Origin of the sequence: Sphingopyxis solisilvae, assembly GCF_015475875.1 — a bacterium.
GTDB classification, from domain to species: Bacteria; Pseudomonadota; Alphaproteobacteria; order Sphingomonadales; family Sphingomonadaceae; genus Sphingopyxis; species Sphingopyxis solisilvae.
Window position 1 is genome coordinate 76587 of sequence record NZ_JADKYM010000006.1, and the last position, 23216, is coordinate 99802.

Annotated in this window: 23 protein-coding genes; 6 read left to right on the forward strand and 17 right to left on the reverse strand. The window is 61.8% G+C overall.

The annotated features are described in order from the left end of the window. The first annotated feature begins 183 nt into the window (after positions 1–183). Complete coding sequence (locus IR187_RS06120) at positions 184–813, forward strand: TetR/AcrR family transcriptional regulator (protein WP_058807242.1); 630 nt, start codon at positions 184–186, stop codon at positions 811–813. 307 nt (positions 814–1120) lie between these two features. On the opposite strand, the gene IR187_RS06125 is transcribed toward IR187_RS06120, so the two are convergent. Continuing rightward, positions 1121–1744, reverse strand: a complete 624-nt coding sequence (locus tag IR187_RS06125) for a GntR family transcriptional regulator (protein ID WP_058818488.1) — start codon at positions 1742–1744, stop codon at positions 1121–1123. A gap of 67 nt (positions 1745–1811) precedes the next feature. After that, a complete protein-coding gene (locus tag IR187_RS06130) occupies positions 1812–3017 on the reverse strand; it encodes a CaiB/BaiF CoA transferase family protein (protein ID WP_058807240.1) in 1206 nt (401 codons plus the stop codon). 521 nt (positions 3018–3538) lie between these two features. Between IR187_RS06130 and IR187_RS06135 the strand changes: the two genes are divergently transcribed. From IR187_RS06135 to IR187_RS06145, 3 genes are all read left to right on the forward strand, one after another. Continuing rightward, entirely contained in the window at positions 3539–4498 is a 960-nt protein-coding gene (locus tag IR187_RS06135; RefSeq protein WP_228765587.1) for a DMT family transporter, read from the forward strand. A gap of 208 nt (positions 4499–4706) precedes the next feature. Continuing rightward, positions 4707–5594: an IclR family transcriptional regulator gene (locus IR187_RS06140; RefSeq protein ID WP_228765588.1), complete on the forward strand. Its 888-nt coding sequence runs from the start codon at positions 4707–4709 to the stop codon at positions 5592–5594. 63 nt (positions 5595–5657) lie between these two features. Then, a complete protein-coding gene (locus IR187_RS06145; protein WP_082662668.1) occupies positions 5658–6203 on the forward strand; it encodes a TIGR02444 family protein in 546 nt (181 codons plus the stop codon). On the opposite strand, the gene IR187_RS06150 is transcribed toward IR187_RS06145, so the two are convergent. From IR187_RS06150 to hpaH, 10 genes are all read right to left on the reverse strand, one after another. After that, the gene (locus IR187_RS06150) at positions 6151–6510 is read right to left on the reverse strand and encodes a c-type cytochrome (protein ID WP_058807238.1); all 360 of its coding nucleotides are present in this window, start codon (positions 6508–6510) and stop codon (positions 6151–6153) included. The genes IR187_RS06145 and IR187_RS06150 overlap by 53 nt on opposite strands. 22 nt (positions 6511–6532) lie before the next feature. Continuing rightward, positions 6533–7993: an FAD-binding oxidoreductase gene (locus IR187_RS06155; RefSeq protein ID WP_194953773.1), complete on the reverse strand. Its 1461-nt coding sequence runs from the start codon at positions 7991–7993 to the stop codon at positions 6533–6535. A gap of 9 nt (positions 7994–8002) precedes the next feature. Beyond that, positions 8003–8242: a non-oxidative hydroxyarylic acid decarboxylases subunit D gene (locus IR187_RS16980; RefSeq protein WP_058815051.1), complete on the reverse strand. Its 240-nt coding sequence runs from the start codon at positions 8240–8242 to the stop codon at positions 8003–8005. Beyond that, positions 8239–9717 (reverse strand): non-oxidative hydroxyarylic acid decarboxylases subunit C, encoded by a 1479-nt coding sequence (locus IR187_RS06160; protein ID WP_058807236.1) that lies wholly within the window; start codon positions 9715–9717, stop codon positions 8239–8241. The genes IR187_RS16980 and IR187_RS06160 overlap by 4 nt, the downstream gene beginning before the upstream one ends. Then, complete coding sequence (locus IR187_RS06165; RefSeq protein WP_058807235.1) at positions 9717–11174, reverse strand: aldehyde dehydrogenase family protein; 1458 nt, start codon at positions 11172–11174, stop codon at positions 9717–9719. The genes IR187_RS06160 and IR187_RS06165 overlap by 1 nt, the downstream gene beginning before the upstream one ends. Before the next feature lie 34 nt (positions 11175–11208). Beyond that, positions 11209–12846, reverse strand: a complete 1638-nt coding sequence (locus IR187_RS06170) for an FAD-binding oxidoreductase (RefSeq protein ID WP_324187651.1) — start codon at positions 12844–12846, stop codon at positions 11209–11211. Further along, positions 12759–13328 carry a hypothetical protein gene (locus tag IR187_RS06175; protein ID WP_058807233.1) on the reverse strand — a complete coding sequence of 190 codons (570 nt, stop codon included), beginning with the start codon at positions 13326–13328 and terminating at the stop codon, positions 12759–12761. Before IR187_RS06175 ends, IR187_RS06170 begins: the two co-directional genes overlap by 88 nt. After that, positions 13325–13975, reverse strand: coding sequence for a UbiX family flavin prenyltransferase (locus IR187_RS06180; RefSeq protein ID WP_156420460.1), 651 nt, complete (start codon positions 13973–13975; stop codon positions 13325–13327). The genes IR187_RS06175 and IR187_RS06180 overlap by 4 nt, the downstream gene beginning before the upstream one ends. Positions 13976–14084: 109 nt before the next feature. Beyond that, complete coding sequence (locus tag IR187_RS06185; RefSeq protein ID WP_228765589.1) at positions 14085–14843, reverse strand: HpcH/HpaI aldolase family protein; 759 nt, start codon at positions 14841–14843, stop codon at positions 14085–14087. A 13-nt stretch (positions 14844–14856) separates the two neighbouring features. Continuing rightward, complete coding sequence (hpaH, locus tag IR187_RS06190; RefSeq protein ID WP_058807232.1) at positions 14857–15657, reverse strand: 2-oxo-hept-4-ene-1,7-dioate hydratase; 801 nt, start codon at positions 15655–15657, stop codon at positions 14857–14859. A gap of 161 nt (positions 15658–15818) precedes the next feature. Here hpaH and IR187_RS06195 point away from each other — a divergent pair, with 161 nt between their 5' ends. Continuing rightward, positions 15819–16730 carry an alpha/beta fold hydrolase gene (locus IR187_RS06195; RefSeq protein ID WP_228765590.1) on the forward strand — a complete coding sequence of 304 codons (912 nt, stop codon included), beginning with the start codon at positions 15819–15821 and terminating at the stop codon, positions 16728–16730. Positions 16731–16807: 77 nt separating this feature from the next. On the opposite strand, the gene IR187_RS06200 is transcribed toward IR187_RS06195, so the two are convergent. The 3 genes from IR187_RS06200 to IR187_RS06210 are packed head-to-tail and all read right to left on the reverse strand — an operon-like array spanning position 16808 to position 19490. Beyond that, on the reverse strand, positions 16808–17305 hold the full coding sequence (locus IR187_RS06200) for an aromatic-ring-hydroxylating dioxygenase subunit beta (RefSeq protein WP_058807231.1): 498 nt from the start codon (positions 17303–17305) through the stop codon (positions 16808–16810). Then, entirely contained in the window at positions 17302–18477 is a 1176-nt protein-coding gene (locus tag IR187_RS06205) for an aromatic ring-hydroxylating oxygenase subunit alpha (protein WP_058807230.1), read from the reverse strand. The genes IR187_RS06200 and IR187_RS06205 overlap by 4 nt, the downstream gene beginning before the upstream one ends. Next, positions 18474–19490 (reverse strand): dihydrodipicolinate synthase family protein, encoded by a 1017-nt coding sequence (locus IR187_RS06210; protein WP_058807229.1) that lies wholly within the window; start codon positions 19488–19490, stop codon positions 18474–18476. Before IR187_RS06210 ends, IR187_RS06205 begins: the two co-directional genes overlap by 4 nt. Positions 19491–19662: 172 nt before the next feature. On the opposite strand from IR187_RS06210, the gene IR187_RS06215 reads away from it, so the two are divergent. Continuing rightward, complete coding sequence (locus tag IR187_RS06215) at positions 19663–20451, forward strand: 1,6-dihydroxycyclohexa-2,4-diene-1-carboxylate dehydrogenase (RefSeq protein ID WP_058807228.1); 789 nt, start codon at positions 19663–19665, stop codon at positions 20449–20451. 12 nt (positions 20452–20463) lie between these two features. On the opposite strand, the gene IR187_RS06220 is transcribed toward IR187_RS06215, so the two are convergent. Both IR187_RS06220 and IR187_RS06225 read right to left on the reverse strand, forming a co-directional pair. After that, positions 20464–21696: an NAD(P)/FAD-dependent oxidoreductase gene (locus IR187_RS06220; protein WP_228765591.1), complete on the reverse strand. Its 1233-nt coding sequence runs from the start codon at positions 21694–21696 to the stop codon at positions 20464–20466. Positions 21697–21707: 11 nt separating this feature from the next. Next, a complete protein-coding gene (locus IR187_RS06225; RefSeq protein WP_058807227.1) occupies positions 21708–23213 on the reverse strand; it encodes an aldehyde dehydrogenase family protein in 1506 nt (501 codons plus the stop codon). Positions 23214–23216 lie beyond the last annotated feature (3 nt).

Below are 23216 nucleotides of genomic sequence, written 5' to 3' on the forward strand. Positions count from 1 at the left end.
GATTCTATATGGTATGAGAAATTCGTACGCCGAGGTGAACGGGTCGTCAACTTCATATTCTAGCCGAGGTCGCAAGATCTCGGCCTTCATGCGCCGTAGCGCATCGATCAAGTCGACGTATCCATACCTATTAGTATATATGCACCTTGACCGGCCGGGCAGCAGTCCGATAGGCGTACTGCTATGTCCGGCACCCAATCAATCAAACACGCGGGGGGCGAAGTCCACAGTACACCCCCCTCCCGCGCACTGAAGCGCGGCCCGAAGCGCAAGCTCGACGAAGATCACTGGTTTGAGGCGGCGCTGGACGCGATGGCGATCGGCGGCGTGGAGCGGGTGAGGATTGACCGCCTTGCCGCTGATCTTGGCGTCACCAAGGGCAGTTTCTATGTCCTTTTTCGGTCACGCGAGGCGTTTCTGGACGAACTCCTTGCCCATTGGCGCCGGATTTCCACCTTGCAGGTGATTGCAGAACTGAGTGCAATCAACGAGCCGCCCCTCGATCGCCTGGCCCGCGTCTTTGCCATCTCAACCTCCGATCGCGCCAAACGACGGGCGCGCATCGAGGCAGGATTTCGCCTTTGGGCATATGATGATCTCCGCGCCTCCCAAACGATGAGGGAAATCGATCACCATCGCCTCCTCTATTTCCAATCTGTGGTCGCAGCCGCTGGGATACCCGCAGATGACGCCCGGCCACGGGCGTTTCTCATCTACTCCTACCTGATTGGCGATGCGATGCTGGCGGCCGGGCAGGATGATCTACGGGAAGTATGCAGAGCCTTTCTGTCGACCGGAAGCCAGCGGCAATAATCATTCATGGCCCGGTAGCGCCTCGTTCGCTCACCAAAGCACTCGCCAAATATGGCTGCGAACGCGCGGTCGGCTGACACACGAGACCGCAATGGTTCACAATTTCCGCCGAGCGGGCTGACGGAACCGTGAAGACTGTCGGATGCTCCAGCGACATGCCGGCCTCGTCATGGACATCGAGGAGCTTGGGCGAGATATTGATGTGCTTCGGCCCTTGGCGGAGCGCTTCGCGTCGTCGCAGGAGGGGGCGCCGAAGTTCAGTCGGAACCGAACCTGCCGCGGCTCCAGAACATAATGGCATATTGCATCAAGAGAGACAGGATTTCGCCAGACCCTCGATGTGGATCCGGGCGGCGGCTTTGGATCCTTCCACATCTCCTGCGGACACATTCTCGATCAGCCCGTTAAGCCGGTCCTGAAATCCTCGCAAGTCAGGCGCTGTGTCTGAGGATTGCATGACGAAGAAATTCGCCATGCTGATTAACGATCCGAATTTCTGGCTTATGAGCGGCGATCCAGCCATCGCGTGAACAATGTCGAGGAGTTCCTTGCCTCGCAGGAGCTTTTCGCTATCCGCAAGGCCGTCCCATTCACCGGCGAGTGTGCGCATGGCGACGATGATGGTCCGTCGCCCTCCTTCGCCGCGCGCAGCCGCAAGGCCGGCAAACTCCTCCTCCACAAGGACGAGGCAGCGGAAAAAATCGTCGATTCTTCCCGGACTCGGATGGACTACATCACAGCCGACCTGAGGCACGACGCGGACATATCCCTCTACCGCCAGCGCATTTAGCGCAGCTCCGATCGGTTGCCGGCTGGCACCGGTTTCCGCAGCGAGGTCGTTCACGATTATCCGATCGCCGAAGCGATATTTCCCGCAGATCAGTCGGCATAACAGTTCGTCATAGAGCGTGTCCCGCTTGTTGGCGCTCATCGCTCGAGCCTCGCGCTCGCTATTCGGACGTTGGTTAGCCCCGCCCGGACCCAAGCGATCCCTAGTCTCATCCGACAATGCCCCGAGCCCGCAAAGCGGCGATTTGGCCGGAGTTCAAACCGAGGTCGCGAGCCAGAATTTCGTCGGTGTTTTCACCGAGCATCGGTGGCGCGCTCGAAGCGACAGCCCGCTTCCCGTCGATCATGATCGGGCTTGCGACGCCGGGAAGGTCACCGAGCTGCTCATGTTGGAGTTCGACCTTCATTCCCCGGTGCCGGACATGAGGATCGGCAAATACGTCGGCGATCTCGTTGATCGGCCCTGCCGGGACACCGGCCGCGTCCAGCCTCTCGATCCATGTGTCGGCGCTGGCTGCGGTGAACAACGGGACCAGTTCGCACTCAAGCGCAGACTTGTGAACGGCGCGGGAGCCATTGGTGGCGAAGCGGGGATCTTCTGCAAGATCCGGGCGGCCGACCGCTTCACACAATCGCCGGAATTGCGAATCATTTCCTATCGCGAGATTGATCCCGCGGTCAGCGGCCAGGAATGATTGATAGGGAACGATGTTGGGATGCGCATTCCCGTAGCGGGGCGGGTTCTGCCCGGTCGCAAAATAGTTGAAGGCCTGATTTGCGAGCGTCGCGACCGTTACGTCGAGCAAGGAAACGTCGAGATGACAACCGGAGCCGGTGCGACCCTGCTTGAAGAGAGCGGCAAGGATCGCAGCCGTGGCGTATAGGCCGGTCATGATATCCGATAGCGCGACGCCTGTTTTCATGGGACCGCTTTCGGCAGAGCCCGTCACGCTCATCAGGCCTCCCATGCCCTGAGCGATAAAGTCGTAGCCCGGGCGGCCGCTGTAGGGGCCATCCTGGCCAAATCCCGTGACCGAGCAATAGACCAGCCGGGGATTAAGAGAGCGCAGGCTTTCCGCGTCCAATCCATATCGCTTGAGCACGCCAACCTTGAAATTCTCGACGACGACGTCGGAGCCGGCGGCCAGGGTCCGGATGAGTTCCTGACCTTCGGAGCTGGCGAAGTCGGCGGCGAGCGCCAGCTTGCCGCGATTTGCGCACAAGTAATAGGCCGAAGTCTGCACATCATTCCGGTGCAGCCATGGTGGACCCCATTTACGCGTATCGTCCCCCTCCTGCGGTCGTTCGACCTTGATCACGGTGGCCCCCATATCGGCCATGAGCTGCGTCGCCCATGGCCCAGCCAGCACGCGACTCAGGTCAAGAATCCGGACGCCCTCGAGCAACCGGCTCATTGCTCACATCTCTTCGCGAAGGGCCCGCTTGTCATCTTAACGTCTCGACCCGGACGTCGCATGGCGCATCACGCCGCCCCGCTCGTGGCGAAGTGACATCAGGCCCGGCTTCCAGATGCCCAAGCCCGAGCAAGCCGTTCCACGACGCCGACTGCCCAAGATATTTCACATCCGAATCCATCAGCACTCCATCTCGGCTCACGGTGGAGACGCCGGAGCGGGCCGGGAAGAATTGCCGGCGCGTCGCGCTGCGATCGGAGCGATCGTCGCGCTGACGGATCTACCGGTCCTTTCCGGGTCAGCATGTCGCGATCGGGCCAGCTCCTCGACAAGCCCGCCACATCGCTGTTCGTCCCGGAAATCCATGTCGCCCTCACCCCGCTATTGCATTACGACGAATGTGATGCACTATGTGCAATACTCAATGGCTCAGCAAGGCTCGTTATTCAAGCCTGTTCGCTTGATCCGGAGAGCGACCGCGCAACCCGGAAAAGGAGCTGTTGAATGTCGGTAAGCATATGATGGCCGTTCGCGACCGGATTTGGGGCTCGGCGAGCCTGCTACTGTGTTCCGCGTCGCTTTTCTGGGCACTCAACCCCATCGTCGCGCGGGCCGTCCACCATCTGGTGTCACCCTTGGGGATGGCGTTCTGGCGGTGGGTCGTGGCTATGGGCGTCGGTATGATCTTCGCCTGGCCGCATCTTGTCGACGACCGCCGGGAAATCCTGCGCGAGTGGAAAATGCTCGCGCTGCTCGGAACCTTGGGTATCGGGGCGTTTGCCCTCGTCGTCTATTGGGGGCTTCAATATACCACGGCGACGAACAATCTGATGATGCAAGGCGCGATGCCGTCTATGATCCTGCTTCTTTCAACACTGGTCTTCAGAGACAAGATCACGCCTGGCCAGCTCGTGGGCACTCTGGTTTCCCTCGCAGGACTATTGGTGATCGTGGCGCAGGGCAGCATGGCGAACCTGCTCGCCATGACATTCAACCGCGGGGATGCCGCCGCGCTCTTCGGCGTTTTTCTTTATTCGCTATATTCGACGCTGCTGCGCAAACGGCCCGCGATCCATCAGCTAAGCTTCCTGGTCACCCTGTTCGGTGTCGGGGCGGCCAGTATCGCGCTGCCATATTCCCTGGAGATCGCCCAGGGCCATTACATGGCGGCACGGGCCGAGGTCGTTCTTGCCATTCTCTATGTGGGAATATTCCCGTCGCTTCTCGCCTACTTCTTCTTCAATCGATCAGTCGACCTCATCGGCATCTCCCGCGCCAGCATCTATATGAACCTGCCGCCGATATTCGGGGTTGGACTTGCGATCCTGCTGCTGGGCGAGCGCCTCGCGCCGTTTCACCTCGTGGGTGCGGTGCTCGTGGCGTCGGGCGTTTTCCTGGCGACGCGCCGAGGGGCCGAGGCCTCGCCCACGGTCGGCGAAGCAGAGCCCAAGGCAGCCGAAGCTGAGCCGATCTCACGCTAGGGCGCAGGCGGATTTCCAGCTTTGCGGGGCCCTTATGGCGCCGGGGATCGCACGCGTGGCGCCATGACCGCATAGGAATGCACCCGTTCCCGACCAAGAAACGCCTTTGCATTGCGCGCGATGAATTGTATCTAACGAGCTTATAGTGATCGTGGTTCGCGCTTTCTGTGACGGGCCGCGGAGTTGCATAGACTGGAATGGAAATACTTTGGAACGACTCGGCAAGAGCGTGCGCAAGACGAACGTGGAAGACGACAACATCGCACCCTCCGAGGCGCCTGCCCAAACTGGTTCGCGGGCACCCCGATCGGCTCAGGCCCCAAGGCCCCGGAAGAGTATCCAGTCGGTCGAGACCGGCGTCCGCGTGCTTGAAGCTCTCATTTCCTGCCCTGGCGGCTGTGCTCCCCTACGAGACATCGCGGCCGCTGCGGCCATGTCGCGGAGTCAGGCTCACCGTTATCTCCTGGCCTATATCAACACCGGGCTGGTTCAGCAGGAGCCTTCCGACGGCCGATATTCGCTTGGCCCGATGGCCCTCAAGGTCGGCCTATCCGCCCTTTCGCGGCTCGATGTGATCCGGATTACGACCGCCTACCTGCGGCAACTCGCCGATGACCTTCAAACCACGGGGCTGCTCACGATCTGGGGCGACTATGGCCCGACGATTATCCGCTGGCTCGACGGAGGCGTTCCCATAGCGACGTCGCTGCACGTGGGTTCGGTCCTTCCGATCCAGCACTCCTCGGCAGGCCTGACGTTCATGGCCTTCCAGCCGCCGCTTGCCTATAAAACCCTCCTCGAGCGCGAGCGGGCGGCTCGCGCGGCGATCGACGAGACGGAACTTCAGGGAATGCTGTTCGAGATCCGGCGTCAGGGCTATGCCAAGGTTGACGGTCAGGTCGTACCTGGGCTTGCCGCCATCTCGGTGCCTATTTTCGACATGCAGGGCAAGACGGTAGCCGTGATCGGTGTCCTTGGCCGGATGTCCGACAAGCACTTCTTCTGCCAGGGCAATGTTGACAAGGTGAAAGCCGCGGCCAATGAGGCGAGTCTCGCGATGGGATGGCAGCCGGATGAGGCGCGTGCTGCATCCTGAACCGGCGCTCGCGGTATCGTCGCCTGCTGAGCCCGGTCTTTAAGGCCACTCGGTGGTCAGGCGATGATTGAACTCGACCCGGACTTTTTCTGGAATTTCTCTCTAGACGCCTACGCTCGCCCCGGTGTTGCCCGCCTGTGCCTGACCTTGCAGGACGATCATGGGCTCGACGTCAATGTCCTGCTGTTCTGCTGCTGGATCGCGCAAAGCCGGTCGGCACCGGTCGCAGAATGCGACATCGAGCGTCTCGTGGGCGAGGTCGCACCGACCAACGTCGAGGTGGTTTGGCCGCTCCGTCGCGCGCGCAGATGGCTGAAGGCGGCAGCAGAGGCCGAAGATGATATCGCTCCAGCGGCTGCGCGCACCCGTGCCCTGGTGAAAGAGGCAGAACTTGCAGGCGAACGCCTCGTACAACAGATATTGGCGACGTCGGCGCGGCTATCGTCGGCCGCGAGCATTCAAAACCCCGTTGACGCGGCAGATCTGAGCCTCGCTGCCTATGCCCGTGCAACCGGTGCAATCGCCGCAGGCCCAGATCTTCGCCACCTCGCGAGGCTCATCCTCCAGTCGGCCGGGCCAGCGGCTTCGGCGGAACCTTTGCAGTCTTGAGATAGGTTATGAGGAGTTGGAGATCGTCTTCCGATATCTCGGTCGGCCGAAACGGCGGCATCTCGACAAGACCGTTGCGCACGACCGAATGGACATAATCGCCGTCGAGGTCGGTTCGGCCGATCAGCGAAGCGACCGGGCGATCAAGCTCCTGAAGAAGCATCGTTCCGGGATGACCCGGACCCGGATCGTGGCAGCCCGCGCAGTGGAGGGCGTAGAGTTCCATCCCGTCCGGCTTGACCTCCCCGTTCTGCTTCGAGCAGGCTGCGAGTATCAGCAGGGCGATAGCCGGAATTCCCATCTTCATGGTTCGAGCTCCTCTGCGCCGCTCAGGCAGAAACAAAAAGATTTGCGGGATCGAGCGCGCGCTTGACCCGGGCGTGGAGCTGCGCCGTGGCGCCGCTCTCGTAACTTGCCCGAGCAGCCCCCGCCAGCGAAGCTTCCACATGCGTCTGACCGAAACCGGCGCTCGCTTGCGCTTCGATGATTTCCTGCGCGCAGGTTCGAACCTTCCCGTTACCCTCGCTGCTTCCATTCCAGCAAATATGCTGCAGATGCTGAGCGGAGCGCCAAATTGCGTTGGTTTCTGTCAACAAGTCGAACCCATGACGCCCGGCAGCGTCCCGCGACAGCTCGTAGAGGCGCAAGACGTCCGCGCCGTCGACGGGGCTCACGGGGCTGACGCGCATCGACGATCCGCCGGCCCATGCAGGCACGCGCCCCGGAGGCGCGCCGACGGAACCGCTCATCATGCCGGCCCGCCAATCCCACAACCCGCGGTTCGCGAAGTCCGTGCCCGACAGAATGCGCGCGCCGCTGATCGACGAGAAAGCATCCGAGATCATCGACCAGGCAATGGAGACATTTTCGGGCAAGCCGTAAAGCGAGCCGTAGAGCGTCCAATATCCAAGACCTAACGACGCTCCGGCCTTTCCGATCTCGCTGGCCTTCATTGGTCCGGACCCGGCGAAGTCGCGTCGGGTCTTGCCCGCGAGGGCTGCCTCATGCAGGGCATTCGCGACCGCAACGCCGTTCGGAACCACCATGTTGGTCTTGAGCGGACCGAGCACGTCGAAGAGGGCCGCAAGGTCGTCTTCTCCCGGCACGGTTACCGCGAAAGGCTTGGCCGCGGGCGGACTGGGCATCAGCCAGAGGCCGACCTTCGTGACGATCCCGAGGTCGGACTGCGTGAAGAGGCCGTCAACCCATGGGCCGTACCCGAATTTGAACAGCTGCCAGCATGTACTCTTGGGCATGGCTCCCATGCCCGTCCGCACGCTGCGACCGTCGGCCAACATGACCTCGAGGCCACATTGCATGAGATAATGGTCTGCATATGGCGTATAACCGGCGCGGCGCTGGATGAAGGCATCTGCGACAGACTCATCGGGATCGCCGGGGCAATCGATCCCGAGTCTGAGGCCGCGCTCGCTGATATGCTCGGACAATTGCTGGAAGGTGACGCCAGGTTCGACCAGACAATAAGCGAGTTCCTCGTTCACCTCGAGGATCTTGTTCATGCGGGAAAGGTCGAGGATGATGATCTTGTCGCGCGCGGCTGCATCGCGCCCCGGCGCCGCTCGGGATGCCGGCTGGAGTGCGGCGCCTGCCGACCGTGCCGCGGCGAGGATCCTGGAAAGCTCCTCCTCGCCGGCCGGCGCGACAATCGCTATCGGCAGATTCCGTCCCGATCGAAACGGCGCCAACATCGCGGGATCGCGCGTCAAACTGGCGCCTCCCACCGAAGCTTCAATGGCGTTGACCGCCGCGGCTTGTCGCGTCGCGTCCATTTGGAGCTCCTATTTCTGGAAGTTCGAAGGCTGGAGGACGACCGGGAACCGCCCGGGGTCCGAAATGTCGAGAGCGAATTCCCCGGCGCGCAGCTTGCGGTCGATCGCGCTTGCCGGCTCACTGTCGCGCCAGGAAAAGCAGCAATCGTTACAGCGCCAGATCGTCCAGACGGTCTCACCGTCATCGACACCGCGAAAATCGGCGGTGCTACCGTCGGATCCGCATCGTGGGCATTGCGCTGGCGTCACCGCACGTCTCCTCGTTGCATCTGGCGAATGCGTTTGCCAAGTTCTTCGATTTCCGGTCCGGTGGGCGGGGATACCAGATGAGCCTCGCCGACCGGATCAGGCGGTAGGTAGCTGGTCGCATCGATAATGAGATGATGCCCTTTCCCGGGCGTCACGGCGGCAGGATCGATCGGGACCATTGCCATATTGGGCAGCACGATGATGTCGTCGGCGCGCGTTCGGGTCGATAGGGCCCACATGACCTGGTTCAGGTCGAACGGATCGATGTCGGCATCGACCATGATCAGATTCTTGAGATACATCAGGCCGTGCGGAGTCCCGAGGGCGCGGAGTGCCACCGACTTGGCGAAGCCCGCCATCCGGTTCTTGACCGCAATGATGCCTGTCAGCCCATGCTGGTAAAGCGCATTAACCGCGGTGACTTCAGGAAAGGTCTGGCGGAGCTGCGCATAGATCGGCGCGGAGGTATGAAGGCCGATCAGCGTGTCATGTTCGGTCCAGCCCCTCCCGATGTAGATATTCTCGAAAATCGGGTTCTGCCGGTGCGATACCGCCGTCACCTTGAATACCGGAGCGCGCCGAACCCCGCTGTACGAGCCCGGGAATTCTCCAAACGGTCCCTCGAAGACGCGCTCGCCCAGGACGAGTTCCGCTTCGATCACGATCTCGCTGTCGGCGAGGATATCGATACCGTTTCCGGAGCTGGTGAGGCGTATCGGTGCTCCCATCATCGCCGAGGCATAGGCATATTCGGATTCATCATATCCGATCGGGGTCGCGGCAAAAAGCGCAACGCCCGGATGATTGCCGAGCATCACCGCGACCTTGAGCGGAACCCCTTCCCGCTCCGCGGCCAGGATCTGCCGGCCCATGTCATGGGCCGGGATCGTCATCAGACTGAAGCGATCGGGTCCCTGGATCTGCAGGCGGTAGATACCGACATTCTGCTTGCCGAAATCGTCCGGTTCGAGCGGATCGCGCGATGCGACCGACGCCTTCGCAAGATAGAAGCCGCCATCATATTCGTTGATCCTGTAAACGGGCAGAATATCATAGAGGTTGATATTCTCTTCGTGGCGACATTCGTGGACGGGCGCCTGCCCTTCCGACACGCGGCTGATCTGCGCCGAGGCATCGCCCCATCGGCCGGCGATATCGAAGAACATCTCCCTGATCGTGGTTCCCTTGGGCTGCCCGAGAAGCAGCGCGATATTGTCCCACGAACCATGGACGCCGACGACCGTTCGCTTCCCCGGATAACCCGCAATATTGTCGAATATGATCGCCGGCGCGTTGTTGACGTCCCGCGAAGCCGCGACGGCGATATTGCGAAGGTCGGGTTCGGGCATGACGCGGTCGCTCCAGCGAACCGCCTGCCCATGCTCCTCGAGAAGCTCCAGGAAGTCGCGCAGCGATCCGACCCCCCGCGCGCGCTCCGCGAGGTTGCTTCGCAAATTGCCGTCTGCCCGCTCCATCAATGCCCTCCTTCACCAGCGGCGCCGGTCTGAATGGTGACCCACTTCCACTCGGTCATGATGTCGAGATCGACCTCGGTTCCTTCCCGGCCGAAACCGGAGGCTTTCGCACCCCCGAATGGAACATGGGGCTCATCGTGCAGGGTCGGGGCATTGATATGCACCATACCGACCTCCGCTTCGCGCGCGAACTTCAGCGCCTTGTCGATATCGCGCGTGAAGATCGCCGCGCTCAAGCCATATTCGGTATCATTTGCGAGGCGCAGGGCCTCGTCCATGCTGTCGAACGGATAGAGCGACGTCACGGGACCGAAGGTTTCCTCCCTTGCGACGTCCATCTCCGGCATGACGCCGGCGAGGACTGTGGCTTCGCACACATTTCCGAGCCATTGCCCTCCCGCCAGCACATTGGCGCCCTTGTCCCTGGCGTCGTCAACGTGGCGCCGGACGCGTTGCCGTTGGCGATCCGAGATTATCGGCCCCAGCATCGTCGAGGAGTCGCGGAGATCGCCCCCCGTCAGCCGCGAGGCGGCCGCGGCAAACGCTTTCGAAAAATCCTCGAATATCGGGCGCTCGACATAGATTCTCGAGGCGCCCATGCAGACCTGCCCCTGATACATGAAAATGCTGAAGATCGCGGCCGCGACCGCCTTTTCGATATCTGCGTCGGCGCAGATCACGAGCGGGCTCTTGCCGCCGAGTTCGAGCGTGTATTTCTTCAGCCCCCTCGCGGCGATCGCGGCAATATGCCTTCCGACGCGCGATGAGCCCGTGAAGGTGATCGCGCGTACCTTCGGATGGCTCGTGAGCGTGTCTCCGATGCGCGCGCCGTCGCCATATACGACATTGAAAAGCCCAGCCGGAACGCCGGCCTCGGACCAGAGCCGGGCAAGCATGTCGGCAACCCGCGGCGCAGACTCGGAGGGCAAAAGGACAAAGGCATTTCCCGTCGCCAGAGCCATTGCGGACTGCTTGATCCCCTTGATCAACGGCACGTTGAACGGGGTAATGCCCGCGACCACGCCAACCGGCTCGCGCAGGCTCATGCTGAACCTGCCGGGGGCGTCCGAAGGGATGGTCTCGCCACGGATACGGCGCGGCACACCCGCCGCGGCGCGCAGGAAGCTCGCGGCAAATCGGGTTTCGAAACCGGCCTTCGCGATCGGTGAGCCGATTTCCTCGATGAGAACATCCGCAAAGGCTCCGGCGTCGCGCTCGATCAGCGCCGACGCCTTCACCATCCAATCCTCGCGCACCGCTGCCGGCAGGTGGCGATACTTGCGGAAGGCATCGTCGGCCATCTCGACGGCCCGTTCGATGTCGGCGGACGTCCCGGCCGCGGCGCGCGCGTAAAGGCTGTCGTCGACCGGGTTGAGGTCGTCGAAATATCCGGCATCGCCGGGCGCCACGAACTCGCCGGCGATCCAGTGGTGAAGGTGCGGACGGGCATGGGTCATGATGAAAATCCCGGGAGATCAAGGGACGCCGACATCAGCCGCGCGCAGCCTTCGGCCAGATACCCTGCTTGCCTGGCGACAGAATTCCATTCGGATCGAGCACATCCTTCAGGCGGTGGTGCAGGTCCCATAGCGCTCCATCATTGTGGCGATAGGTCTTCGCGATCTGGTCCATGAAGGCGAGATGGGTGCGATATTCGCCGAAGCCCGCGTCGGCAGCCTCGTCCACAAGGAGGCTGAACAGGTCGTATGCACTTTTGCGCATCGCTTCGTCGGCGCGATTGTACATGATCATCAGGATGTGATGCATGTCGCGCCACCCCACGAGGAATTCGCCGATATAGTCGAAGCCGAACTGGTGGCAGCGTTGCTTGATCAGATTATATTGCGACATCGCCTCGGCCCCGTTCGGCGCGGAGATTGGCGAGAAGTTCACATGCCCGCCCCCCCCGATCCAGTTCATTATGCTGAACTCGGTCATATTGGGTTCGCCGCGCATCAGTTTCACGCGGTAGTCCCATGCCGGGTCGTTTTCGCGCGCGAAGTGAAATTTCGCCCCCGGGATGCTGCCGAATGCGTCCTCGATGACTTTCCAGTTGTTCTCGATCATGGGCGGCGGCCCGTAAAGCGCGCCGTAAAAATTCCACATGCCAAGATCGAGATCGGATGCGATCTTGGCCCGGACCGACGGCGGAACCGGGCCTTTTCCGTCATAATAGTGACGGCGTGTCGTCTTTGCCGATGCCTCCCACAGCAGATCGACTGCGACAGCAGCATTCGGGATGATCTGGTTAACCTTGAGCGGGCGCGTGATCTCGAAAATCTGCTCGAGATCTTCTTCCCGCGGGAAGGTGATCATGAACGGCTTGTACCCGGGTGGCTCGGGCATCAGCCAGATGCCGAGCTTGGTGACAACGCCGAAGTTCGATTGGGTGAACATGCCATCGAACTGGGGACCGATGCCATGCTTGCTGATCTGCCAATTCTTGCTTCCCGCGATTCCACCTTGCCCCGTGCGCACGACCTGACCGTCCGGCAATATCACTTCCATGCCGCACTGCATGATGAAGTGATCGCCGTACGGAGTGTAGCCGGCGCCATGTTCGAGGGCATTCCCCATCACGCCGCCCCATGCCGGCGCGGCGGGATCGATCCAGAGCTTGCTGCCGATCCGCTGGAGGTGCCGGTAAAGCTGCATGTAGGAAACGCCGGGCTCAACCAGCGCATAGCCATATTTCTCGTTGACCTCGATGATCCGGTTCATGCGCTTCAAGTCGAGGATGACATATCCGGACTTGCGGGGCGCCGGGCCGCCATAGGCAAAATTTCGCCCTGTCCCGATCGTCCACAACGGCGCGCGATAATTGTTCGCGACCGCGAGAATTTTCTGAATTTGCTCGATATTCTCTGGAGCAACGGCCGCCGAGGGCAACAGCGTGCCGTCGGCGAGAGGCGAATATGCATCGCGGTAGCTTGAAAGAGGAAGCTCGTCGACGAACACCCAGGATTTCCCGACGACGCCGGAGAGCTCCTCCAGAAGGCGCGAGAAGTCGGCAGCAGCAATGCCCTCGGGAAGGTTGGGCGTCATCGGACACCTCCGTCGAGGCGAAATGCCCAGGTCACGAGAAATCCGGGACTGCGCGCACTCAAGCCGCAAATTTCCGAGGCGCACCCCGACTCCCGCGGCCCGGCCGCCCGTCCGGCGAGCTCGTCGCGGAGGCGCATCGCAGCGACGGCCGGCCATGTGAATTGCGAAACACCTGCGAAGCCTGGCTGGCCGGCTATCCGGTGCGTCCATCGGCCGGCGCCATAACTATGGTCCCAGCGCAGGATCGGAGTGGCGCCTGCCTCGATCAGAAGCTGACCGGCGATCATCGCCACCGGGTCGGAGGTCAGTCCGGCAATCACGCCCTTTCCGCTCGGGCGGTATCCGAATAATTCGTCCAGCCCAGGCCCAACCTCCAGCGCGCTGGCGGTCGGAACCTCCGAGGCAAGCGCATCGGAGAAGCGGATGCTTTCGGGGATTCCCTGCTGCCGCACCACCCGGACCGGTTCGCCTCGCGCAGGCACGGAGCCGAGGCCGGCGACCCCTGCCAATCCAGCGGTGACAAGCCCTGCCCCGAGCAAGTCGCGGCGATTAAGCTCGTTCATCATTGGCTTACCCTTTCCGAAGGTTCGGTCGATTCAAGGCGCGTGACCTGGGCACTGCTGAGGCCGGTCCAGCGCCGGTCCTGTTCCCGATGAATTCCGAACTGATCGAGGACGCGAATGCAGCTGTGATCGACGATGTCCTGGACCGTCGACGGCCGCGCGTAGAAGCCGGGAACAGGCGGAAATATGACCGCGCCCATTTCAGAGCATGCGACCATGTTGCGCAGGTGAGCGAGATTGAGCGGCGCTTCGCGGACCATCAGCGTCAGCCTGCGCCGCTCCTTGAGCATGACGTCGGCTGCACGAGTGATGAGATTGTCGGACAGCCCGTTGGCGATTGCGGCCAGAGTCCGCATCGAGCATGGCGCGACCACCATACCCTCGCACAGGAAGGATCCGCTCGCGATAGAGGCTCCCACGTTGCGAACATTGTGCACGACGTCGGCTGCCGCTTCGAACTGCTTCAGCGTCAGCGGTAGCTCCTCACGGATATTCAGCACAGCGGCCTGAGAAACGACGAGATGCGTTTCGAAGCCGGGCGTATCGCGCATCATTTCGAGAAGCCGCAGACCGTAGACTGCGCCGGTGGCGCCAGTCACGGCAATAACGATCCTCCGCAGCGTCACAGGACCCGGCGGATCGCGTCGCATTTCGGTCCAGAAATCGCCATTGCAGACCCGCTCCCGATTCTATTGTCGACGCACACCATACAATCCATTGCTCATTGTGCAAGGGATAAGTGGGTGACGCCGTCGCGCATCATGGCTTGAAGCGTTCCAGCAGCCTCCCGGCCGCATCAGCGAGCGCGAATGCGTCGATTCCGACGGCGACGAAGCTCGCCCCGGCCGAGAGATGGGCATCGACCAAGGAGAGATCGCGCGACAAGATTCCTGCGGGCTTTCCGGTCGCGATGATCCGCGCGAGAGCGTCCAGCGTCAGGTCCCGCAGCCTGTCCCTGTTGGAGCTGCCCATCAGCCCCGCGGAGGCTGCGAGGTCCGCGGGACCGATGAAGAGGGCATCGACACCGTCGACCGCGGCAATCGCCTCGAGATTTTCTATCCCCGCCATGGTCTCGATCTGCGCGATTACGCAAAGCTGCGCGTTCGCTTCAGAGACAAAGGTGGGAATAGCACCCCAGCGCGACGCCCTCGCGCCGCCGATCCCTCGGCTCCCTGCAGGCGGATACCGGCATGCATCGACGATCCGGGTCGCCTGTTCGGCATTTTCGACCATCGGGATCATCAGCGTTGCAGCGCCCAGGTCCAGGATCTGCCGCAGCGCGATCGGATCGGAGGAAGGTGCGCGTACCACGGCGGCGCAGGAAGAGCAGCCTTCTATCGCGCGAAGCTGGTCAATAATGCCGGGCAGCGTCTGCGGGCCGTGCTCGGCATCGATCAGCAGCCAGTCGAAACCGACCCCGGCGCATATTTCAGCCACACTGGCGTCGGCCAGGGCAAGCCAGAATCCGAACAGGGGACGTTGCTGCGCCAGCGCGGCTTTGAAGTGATTGGGAGGCATGGGCAACGGCACGTCAGGCGAATCTCATGCCGATGGTGCCGAGCCTGCCGAAGTCGGCCGATATCACGTCGCCGCGAGAGACGGGAACGGGGCGCGTAAAGGAACCTCCGAGCAAGATTTCTCCGGCTTGCAGGCCCTCGCCCCAAACTCCCAACCGGTTCGCGAGCCAAGCGACGCCGCGCGCTGGATGGTTCAGCACCCCGGCCGAGAGGCCGGTCTCCTCGATCACGGCGTTGCGCGAGAGGATGGCGCCCACCCACCGAAGGTCAACGGCATCGACCCGGACCGGACGGCCGCCGATGACGATGCCGGCATTCGCCGCATTGTCCGCGATCGTATCCTGGATCTTGCGCGCGCTTCCCGTCACCTCGTCGATGGCTTGAACGCGGCTATCGATGATCTCTATCGCCGGTACGACATAGTCCGTCGCCGCAAGGACGGCGTGAGCCGTGACACCGGGCCCTTTCAGCGGGCGAGCCAGGAAGAAGGCGAGCTCGACTTCGACCTTCGGGTTGATGAAGCGATCGATAGGGATATCGCCTCCTTCCTCGAAAGCCATGTCGTCGAGCAATGTGCCATAGTCCGGTTCGGTAATGCCGGCCGATTGCTGCATTGCGCGGGAGGTCAAACCGATCTTCCGCCCGATGGAATGGCGGCCCGATGCGAGTTTGCCGTCCACCCAAGAGCGGGCGACCCGGTAGCCATCCTCGATCGTCATATCGGGATAGCGGGCCGACAATTGACGAACTGGCGTTCGCGTCTTCTCGGCTTCGCCCAATTCGCCGGCGAGCGTCGCGATGAGCCTATCGTCCATGGCGGTCCCCTTCCGATCTTCCTTCGCGAGCCAAAGCGCTGCGCGTGGAAGTGAAATCCAATGGGCAATGCATTGCACATAGAGATATTCGAGTCTAGCGATATGGGACCTCGCGAGATCTCAAACGCGAATACAATAGACAATGCGATATCCATTGTGCAATGCTCTTGGTTGTCTTCGACATGGAGAAGGAAGGGAGAGACATCGTGAACACAGCTGTACGCGAAGAAAAAATCGTGGGCCGCGGGCTGACATCGCACACGCTCATTGCTGGCGATCCTGCCAATCCGGCGGTCCTGCTGCTGCATGGCGCCGGGCCCGGAGCGCACGCCGCGTCGAACTGGCTGCACCTCATGCCCGACCTGGCGGAGAATTTTTTCGTCGTCGCTCCGGATCTGATCGGCTTCGGGCAGTCGACGATCCCCGACCCCTCGCCGGACAATATCATGGGCTGGATCGGCACGCGCGTGGAACAATGCCTCGGGCTCATGGAGACCATGTCGATCGACGTCGCTCACGTCGTCGGAAATTCGATGGGCGGCGCACTTACGCTGCAGCTTCTGAGCGAGGCCCCGGAGCGTTTCGGCAAGGTCGTATTGATGGGTTCCATCGGGGCTCCCGCTCCCCGCACGCCGGAACTCATCCGGCTTCTTTCATTCTATTCCGATCCCCGTCCGTCGCGGTATCGGCAGCTTATGCACAGTTTCGCCTATGATGCAGACAAGTTCGAGGGCATGGAGGAGATCGTCACGTCGCGCTACAAGATTGCCACCGACCCGTCCGTCATGGCCGTCGCAGCGAAGATGATCGACTCCATGAAGGTTGGTATCGAAGCTCTGGCGATGCCGCCGTCAATCCTGAGCAAGCTTCCGCACGACGTGCTGATCTTCCACGGCAGGCAGGATCGCATCGTACCCCTCGACACCAGCCTTTACCTGCTGGAACATCTGCAACACGCGGAACTTTATGTTCTCGACAGGTCCGGCCATTGGAGCCAGCTTGAGCGGTGGGACGTCATGCGGCCGATGATGGAACTTCACTTCGGCGCCAGGGACTGGGCAAAATCGGGCTGACGATTTGGGCCATCGTCTCGCGTGAGCCGACGCCGTTTGCCGGGCGGCCACTCCCCCCAAGTGACCGCCCGGCGGGGCTAAATCGGATAAACCAGGTAACGTGGGAGCACGGTCGTATCGAGCAGCGCCCGGCGGGAGAGGAGCCTAAGTTCTCCCGCCGCGGATTCGCGCACGACATCCTCGTACCTGCCCGTTGCCAGCACTTCCGATACGCCGCTATCTTCGGGCGTCATGAACACGCTGAAATTCGAACGTGCGTGCCAGGTCTGATCATCGATGCGCCCGGTCGCCACCCGCTGTACAAAGTGCCGCGTACGATAATCCTGGAAGGTTCCAGCCCAGATTTGCGTGATATAGGTAACCCGGTCGAGGAGTCGTGCGCGGCAATCGTCGTACATGAAACCGAGCGCAAGCCCCTGTTCCTCATTCTCGGCCGACAGGCAGATGTAGGAGGCCGCATCTTCCTCGGCATAGTTGGACAACCAGCGCGCCATGTCCTTGCTGTCGAGGGCGTCGGCGTCGGACACGAGCAGAGCGTCGAGGGCGCGGTTCAGAGAATCTGGCGCGAGGCTCATGCCGCACGCCTCGCGAATCCCATGACCTCGCGATAATATTCCCAGCGCGGCAAGTTACCGCTCTCGTCATTCTGCAGGAATTCCTCCTCGATCGTCTCGGGATCTCGGACGCCTTTCTGGAAGACCGCTGCTCCCGGCGTATGATTTCCGATGTGAATGCGATGGAAGATCGACGCGTCTTCCATGCTGATGAGGCCGCTCGGCCCGAGGAGGTTGGAGCTTTGACGCAGCCGGTGACGCACCATTTCCTCGTCGTCATCGGCGTGCGCAAAATAGGCGTAGTGAACTTCGACGCGCTCGTGATCGATGGGAGTCGCAAATCGCAGGTTGATAACATCGAGATGTTTCGTCGCGACGAACGTCGGAAAAAGGCTCACGATCCGCGACCCGACCGAGGGGTCCTGACCCTTGAACTCGATGATCGAGGGATCTTGCAGGATGGTGTCGCCGCGGGCGACCGACAGCTCGGATTCGAATCCGATATGGCCTCGCTTCGTGCTGGTGAACTGCCGTCCCTTTCCGCCTTGCCAGTTCAGCAGGTTGAAGGCCTGATGGAGCAAGGGGGCGTGATACCCGTCATTGTCGGTATAGGACTTCCAGTTCGTGTTGTAGCGAACCTTCTGATAGCCAAGCAGCTTCAGGCGTCCGTCGCCGCCAACCAGCTCCCGCAGCGTCTCCATCATCCCCCCGAGGCTTTCCACAAGAGGTTCGGTCCGCGCCGACATCGTGACGAATACGAGACCGTAGACGCTCTCCATTCTCGGCTGCGCGAGCGGATAGTCGGAGCGGTTGAATCCGGGCAGGAATTCGCGCTGGTTCGGACAACCGACCAGCTCCCCCTTCGTGCTGAACAGCCAGCGGTGATAGGGACACTCAAATTCTGTCTTGTTCCCCATCGGCGCGGTCTCGAGCTGATTGCCCCGGTGGGAACACGCGTTGAAAAAGGCCCTTACGACCCCATCGTCGCCACGCGCGATCAGCAGCGGGACACCCGCGAGCCTGAAGGTCTTGAAATCGCCTGGCTCGGGAATCTCGCTCTCGTGACACACGGGGTGCCACTCCTCGCCATGAAAGATACGACGCAACTCGACGTCGTAAATGTCCTTGCGCGTGAAAGCTTCCTTGGGAATCTCGTTTATATTGTGCGGCCAGTCCAGCTCTACCTTTGTCATAACGCCGACTCCATTGCTGCGGGGGTAGCGCGCTCCGCTTCAAGCGCCCTGCCAAGGTCAGCCCACATCGTCCCCGACTGCCGCGCGCCGGCCAGAAAGGCCTCGGGAACGAGATGGTATGGTGGCCGGACGGGGCCGGCCTTCATCCAGCCTGCCGCGTCCATCCGCGCCTTCTCCAGCCCGATATTGTACGTCGAGAATTCCTTGAAACTTCCATTCGGAAATAGCGGGGCCGCGGTCGGCCCGAGGCGAGACTGGAGCGCCCGGGCAGCCGTCCAGTCACCGCTTGCCCTCGCTCCCGCGACGATGTCGCGCAAGGTGGTCGTCACGAGGGGATGGCACACCGCACCGCTCGACCAGAAGGCGTCGACATCGTCTGCCATCCTCGCCGCGGCATAATAGTCGAAATCGATCGGAAGCAGCTTGATCTTGTCCTTCACCGCGGCAAGATCGGCCAACAGGGTTCCGATACCGATATATTTGGCCGTAACGACTTGCGGAATCTCGGCGACTTGCGCCCAGAAGGATCGCGGAAAGTCGAATTTGAACGCTTCAGGGTTCGCATAGACCGCGATGTTCATGCCGGGCACTGCCTCTGCGACGTCGCGGTAGAACTGGACTGCCACGTCGAGCGCGGGCGCACACCACATCGGGATGCCGAGCATCGTTCCATCCGCGCCGATCTCGAGTGCCTCGCGGGTCAGCGCGATCGTGTCGCGCGTGTTGAGACAGGTCGTTCCGACGAACACCGGTACGCGGCCTCGGGCGGCATCCACGATGGCACGCATATAGTCGAGCTTTTCGGCGTGGGTGAGCGTGGCTGCCTCGCCCAGCGTACCCATGCTCAAAATCCCGTCGATCCCGGCTTCTATCAGGCCATTCACAACGCGTGCGGCTTCGTCGAGATCGACGGTTTGCGTGGCCCGCCAGTCCGACGCATCATCGGTTGCTGGCGTCGGTATGATCGCCCAAGCGCCCCTGATATCCCGCGGGTGGATTAGCCTGTCGCGCATTGTCCCTCTCCTTTGAAGCTCCGCAGAATCGCGGGCCTCATTCATTGTTCATAGTGTAATGCTTTACCCCTTGTGTTTGCAAGCACCGAGATGGTAAGATTGGACCGATCGTTCGATGCCAAGATAAACACTTGAAACTATGCAACTAATTGCGATGCGGGAGAAATGATCCATGTATGGCGGCTCTAATCGTTTTGCTGGTCAAATCGCGGTGGTCACGGGAGGCGCGCAAGGGATCGGCCTCGCTGTCGCAACGCGGATGGCCCGCGAGGGGGCCTCTGTGACAATTGCCGACCGCGCCGAGGAGGCGACAAAAGGAGCGGTAGCGGAACTGCGGTCGCAGGGGCTGGACGCACGGGCCGAGTGCCATGATCTGGAAGGCCTTGAGGGAGCGCGAGCCCTTTATGACAATGTCATGAGCCGTCATGGCCGGGTCGATGTCGCCGTGCATAATGTCGGTGGCACGATTTGGGCGAAGCCATTCTGGGAATATTCCCCCAACGAGATCGAAGCGGAGATCAGACGGTCGCTCTGGCCGACCATATGGTGCTGTCACGCTGTCTTGCCGCACCTCATTTCCGCCGGGCAAGGCGCGATCGTGAATGTCGGATCGGTTGCGACGAGAGGCATCAACCGCCTGCCCTATGCCGCCGCGAAAGGGGGTGTCTCCGCGTTGACGGCGGCATTGGCACAGGATCTGGAAGATCGCCCGATCCGCGTGAATTGCGTGGCACCTGGCGGCGTGAATGTCGCGCGCGTAACGCCCCGCAACCCGGCACCGCCCACCGACGCGGACCGCGCGGGTTTCGACACCGTTGTCCGTCAGACGCTTCGCGACACGCCGATGGCGAGGTTCGGCGAGCCGGACGAGATCGCGTCCGCGATCTGCTTTCTTGCCGCGCCGGAGGCATCCTATATTACGGGGCAGACCTTGTATGTCGCAGGGGGCGGGATAGGCTGAGGTCGACGAGGCTCAGGCCGTCGCACGCTTCAATATCTCCCGCAGCGGTGTATCGACATCGGCAAGATGCGCCGCGTCGATCTGCGTTCTGCGCTCCACGAGGCGCTTTGCGATGCCCATGTCGGAGGGGCGGTTCGCGGTGAGTGCACCGGTCACGATGCCGTCCGACAGGAAGAATGCGGAGAAGGCGCCATCTTCCATCCTCCCGCGGAGTATCACCTGCTTTTCGGCATCGATCCGCCCTGTGCACTGAATATTGAGGTCATACTGATCGCTCCAGAACCAGCAGGGACGACAATATTCCACCGGCAGCCCGAGCATGCCCGACGCAGCCGCCGCCCCTTGCTCCGCTGCATTCTGGTAGGTTTCCAGACGAACGCGCCCGCCAAAGAAGTCAGGCTGCTCGGCGACATCTCCCGCAGCGAACACGTTTGGATTGCTGGTCCTGCACTGGGCATCGACGACGATCCCGTTGCCCACGGCAAGTCCGGCGCTCGCTGCCAGCTCGATCGCGGGCACGATTCCTATCCCTACGACGATGGCATCGCACGGCACCAGTTCGCCGTCGTCAAGCTCGACCGCATTGACCCTTGACCCTTCGCGGCGGAGCGCGGCAACCGACCTGCCGAACAGGGACCGAACACCCTGCGTACGATGATATTCTCCCAGCCACCCGCCGAAATGCTCGCCGATCGTGCGAACCATCGGGGCAGCAAACGGCTCGATGGCCGTGACCTCGCACCCGATGCGGCGCGCACTCGCCGCAACCTCGGCGCCGATCACCCCCATTCCGATCACGACTATCCGGGCGCCAGGCCGCAAATCTCCGGCCAGACGAAGCGCATCGTCATAGGTTCGCAAATGATGGACGTTGACAGCGTCCGCGCCGTCCAGCGGTAACCGTCTCGCGGCCCCGCCCGTCGCGAGCAATATCCGGTCCGCGTCGATGCGCTCGCCCGAAGCCAGCCCGATGGCCCCCGCGCTCAGGTCGATGGTGTCCGCTCGCACACCGAGGCGAAGCTCTATTCTGTTCGCTTCGTACCAGGCTTCATCATGGAGATAGAAGGTTTCCGGCGGCGCTCCGTCGTGCCACAGCAACTCTTTCGAGAGCGGCGGTCTTTCGTAAGGCCGCCACGGCTCGTCGCCGACGAGGTGTATCCGTCCGTCATATCCAGCGCCGCGGAGCGCTTCCGCTGCGCGCGCGCCGGCCATATTGGCGCCGACGATCGCAATATTTCTGATCATCTGCGCTCGTCCTACTGATCGAACATTCCAAGCTTGCCGTCCTGGAGATTGACGATAACTGACTTGGTCTGCGTGTAATGGTTCAGAACCTCGTGGCTGAACTCGCGGCCGAAGCCGCTTTGCTTATAGCCTCCGAGCGGCATGTTCGGCTTGAGATTATAATAGCGATTGATCCAGACGGTCCCGGTCTCCAGCTTTCGCGCGATGCGGTGCGCCCGCGCGATATCACGGGTCCAAACGCCACCGGCCAGGCCAAAACTGGTGTCGTTCGCGCGCGCCATCATTTCATCCTCGTCGCCCCAGCTCTGCACGGTGGTCACGGGACCGAATATCTCCTCTTGCGCGATGCGCATGTCGTTCGCGACCTTGGTGAAGATCGTCGGCTGCACATAGTGACCTTTTGCAAGACCAGGATCGGCTGACCGCGCTCCGCCGGCAAACACGGTTGCGCCTTCTTCCACGGCCAGCGCGAGATAGGATTCGACCTTCTCCATCTGCATTGCCGACGCCTGCGCTCCGAGCTGGGTCGCCGGATCCAAAGGGTCTCCCTGGCGGATGTTGCCGAGCGCAGCGCGAAACTTCTCTAGAAATTCCTCCTCGATGGCCTCGTGGAGGAAGAGCCGCGATCCGGCGAGGCACACTTCGCCCTTGTTCAGGACCGTGGACATGGTGGCACTCTCGACAGCGGCGTCGATATCGGCGTCCGCACATATGATATGGGCCGACTTTCCGCCCAGCTCGAGCGTCTGCGGCACGATGTTGGCAGATGCATATTGGATGACGCGCCTTGCCGTCGCTACCGACCCCGTAAAGGCCACTTTTCGCACATCCGGGTGGGTAACAAGGGCTTCCCCGACGTCGGCGCCATAGCCTGTCACGACATTGACCACGCCTGGGGGCAACAGATCTGCCATTTCCACGAAGAATTCGAGCACCGACAAACATACGGTCTCGGCCGGCTTCAAGACAATGGTGTTGCCGGCCGCGAGCGCGGGCGCCACCTTGCACGCCATCATCAGGAGCGGGACGTTCCAGGGAATGATCTGGGCGCAAACACCAAGCGGCTCCCGGTGTACGATCCCGATCGCATCGGGAAAGTCCAGCGTCTGGCCATGCAGGCCGTAGGCCGCGCCGGCAAAAAGCTCGAACTGGCCGATCGCATTGGGCATGTCGAAATACATCGACTCCCGGATCGGCTTGCCGTTGTTCAAGGTCTCGAGGATGGCATATTCCTCGTGCCGGGCCTTGAGCCGGCGAGCGATCTCGTAAAGCAAGTCCTGGCGCTCTGCCGCGGAACTTTGAGACCAGGCCGGAAATGCGGCTTTCGCCGCAGCGACCGCGAGCCCTATATCCTCTGCATTGCCGGCCTGGATCCGCGTCAAGGTTTCCCCTGTCGCAGGATTCAAGAGCGCGATCGTCTTTCCGCTCGAGCCTGCGATCCACTCGCCGCCGATCAGGTGGCCATATTCGCTCCGGATGCCATAGTTGCTCTCCACGGGTTTCAGCGATGCAGACATGTC